This window comes from Pseudomonas sp. NPDC089547 (assembly GCF_050280665.1).
Lineage (GTDB): Bacteria > Pseudomonadota > Gammaproteobacteria > Pseudomonadales > Pseudomonadaceae > Aquipseudomonas.
This window is the reverse complement of record NZ_JBNNVS010000104.1, coordinates 1-2,562: the sequence shown is the minus strand read 5'-3', so window position 1 is coordinate 2,562 and position 2,562 is coordinate 1. Positions and strand designations below refer to the sequence as shown.

The following is a 2,562-nucleotide window of genomic DNA, read 5'->3' as shown; positions in this document are numbered from 1 at the left end:
GATGTACTGGCGGCACTCCGGGTTGGTGATCAGGCGGTACACCGCCAGGGCCAGGTTGTTGGCAACCAGCGAGTCGGCGGTGGAGAAGAAGCCGAGGTTGCGCATGACGATGCGGCGCTCGTCTTCGGTCAGGCCATCCTGGCTCTTCCACAGGGCGATGTCGGCGGTCATGTTGACCTCTTGCGGCATCCAGTGGTTGGCGCAGCCGTCCAGGTACTTCTGCCAGGCCCAGTCGTACTTGAACGGTACCAGCTGGTTCAGGTCGGCACGGCAGTTGATCATGCGCTTTTCGTCTACCGCAACGCGGGCAGAGGAACCTTCCAGCTCGGCCAGGCCTTCGGCAACGTCGAGGGCGTCGAGGGCGGCCTTGGCACGTTTGACCGCTTCGGAGTCAGAAGCAGTAGCTGCACGGGCTTCCAGGGCGGCGGCACCACCGGCGCTGTCGAGCTTGTCGAGGGTGGCGGCGGCAGCGGCCTGCGCAGGGGTGTTGCCTTTGGCGGCTACTTCGCCGTCTTCTTTGTCGAATTCGTCCCAGCTCAGCATGGTTTGGCTCCTGCTTGAGGGTTGCCCTGGGGCAACCGGTTGGATTTTTAAGAGTGTGATGCCTGACGCAAGGCCGTTACGGCGAATGGACAGCTCGAGAGGCTGACTCTCGTTTACATCTGAATGTGTTCTGTTTGTACCTGGCCATGCCTCTGGGAGGGGCCAGGACAATTGAATGGTGCTCTTTTCAGAGGGGGCGAAGTATATCGGATTTCGCCTTGGATCGGGGCGCGTCTCTACGGGCGAGGGTAACTTTTTCGACCGGAATTGCATGCGTCCGTTCACCGGGTTTGTGTGGTTTGCTACGGGGAAGGAGTGTAGCGGCAAAAAGCGCATTGCACTACATGTTGTGTCTGTTTATTTTTAAAAGCACATCATGTTGGTTTTTCGCGATCCTTGTAGGAGCGGCCTTGTGTCGCGATAGGGCCGTAAAGCGGCCCCGGCGATTCATGCTGCGAAGCTGAAATCGTGGGGGCGCTTCGCACCCCATCGCGACACAAGGCCGCTCCTACAGGGACCGCGTCAATCTGCAGCTAACGAGTCGTGTGCAGCGTTTCGACAATGTGTGTCTTGGGGTGCTTGCGTGCCTGCTCCACCGAAGTGAAGCGGCCGGTTTCTGCGTTACGGCCAATCTTGCGAGTTGCCACTTTTTTCCGCGCCATGGGCTTGCGTCCTTTTCAGAGAGGTCCTGCCCTTTTACCGAACCGCATACGCAGCGGGAAAAGGGCAGGGCTTCTCAGTGACGCAGATACAAAAATGCCGCGCGGGGCACCCTTGGGCACCCCGCGCGGCATCTAGCCCTTACTGGCAGGCTTCGCAGTCAGGCTCGTCGATCGCGCAGGCCTTCGGCACTGGCGCAGGGCCGGCTGCCTGGACCGGGGCGCTGTCGCCACCGCTGGAAACGGCGTTCAGTTTGCCGGTGTTGATGGTCGACTTCTCGGTGCTGGTCGCGGCCAGGGCACGGAGGTAGTAGGTGGTTTTCAGGCCACGGTACCAGGCCATGCGATAGGTCACGTCCAGCTTCTTGCCCGAAGCGCCAGCGATGTACAGGTTCAGCGACTGGGCCTGGTCGATCCACTTCTGGCGACGCGAGGCAGCATCGACGATCCACTTGGTTTCCACTTCGAACGCAGTGGCGTACAGGTCTTTCAGCTCTTGCGGGATACGCTCGATCTGCTGCACCGAACCGTCGTAGTACTTCAGGTCGTTGATCATGACCGAGTCCCACAGGCCACGGGCCTTCAGGTCGCGGACCAGGTACGGGTTGATCACGGTGAACTCGCCCGACAGGTTCGATTTCACGTACAGGTTCTGGTAGGTCGGCTCGATCGACTGCGACACGCCAGTGATGTTGGCGATGGTCGCGGTTGGCGCGATGGCCATGATGTTCGAGTTACGAATACCTTTTTGTACGCGGGCACGTACCGGCGCCCAGTCCAGGGTTTCGTTCAGGTCGACGTCGATATACTTCTGGCCACGGGCTTCGATCAGGATCTGTTGCGAGTCCAGTGGCAGGATGCCTTTGGACCACAGCGACCCCTGGAAGGTCTCGTAGGCGCCACGCTCGTCGGCCAGGTCACACGAAGCCTGGATCGCGAAGTAGCTGACCGCTTCCATCGACTTGTCGGCGAACTCGACGGCCGCATCGGAACCGTACGGAATGTGCTGCAGGTACAGCGCATCCTGGAAGCCCATGATGCCCAGGCCGACCGGGCGGTGCTTGAAGTTCGAGTTACGCGCTTGCGGCACCGAGTAGTAGTTGATGTCGATCACGTTGTCGAGCATGCGCACGGCGGTGTTCACGGTGCGTTGCAGCTTGGCGGTGTCCAGCTTGCCGTCGACGATGTGGTTCGGCAGGTTGATCGAGCCCAGGTTGCAGACCGCGATCTCGTCCTTGTTGGTGTTCAGGGTGATCTCGGTGCATGCCTGGTAGCTGGCTTCGTCGATCTTGCCCAGCTTGTACATGCGGCCGAGGATCCAGTCGCGGCGCTCCTTGGCGCGCACCGGGTTGGCCAGCGG

Annotated in this window: 3 protein-coding genes; all 3 read right to left on the bottom strand. The window is 60.7% G+C overall.

Annotation, left to right across the window (positions count from 1 at the left end; genetic code table 11):
• Positions 1–543 (bottom strand): ribonucleotide-diphosphate reductase subunit beta (locus ACQKPZ_RS28115; protein ID WP_427544544.1); only part of this gene is annotated, 543 nt, incomplete at its 3' end.
• 533 nt (positions 544–1,076) lie between these two features.
• Positions 1,077–1,205, bottom strand: coding sequence for a hypothetical protein (locus tag ACQKPZ_RS28110; protein ID WP_427544541.1), 129 nt, complete (start codon positions 1,203–1,205; stop codon positions 1,077–1,079).
• A 139-nt stretch (positions 1,206–1,344) separates the two neighbouring features.
• A partial coding sequence (locus tag ACQKPZ_RS28105; RefSeq protein WP_427544538.1) for a ribonucleoside-diphosphate reductase subunit alpha occupies positions 1,345–2,562 on the bottom strand: 1,218 nt, incomplete at its 5' end.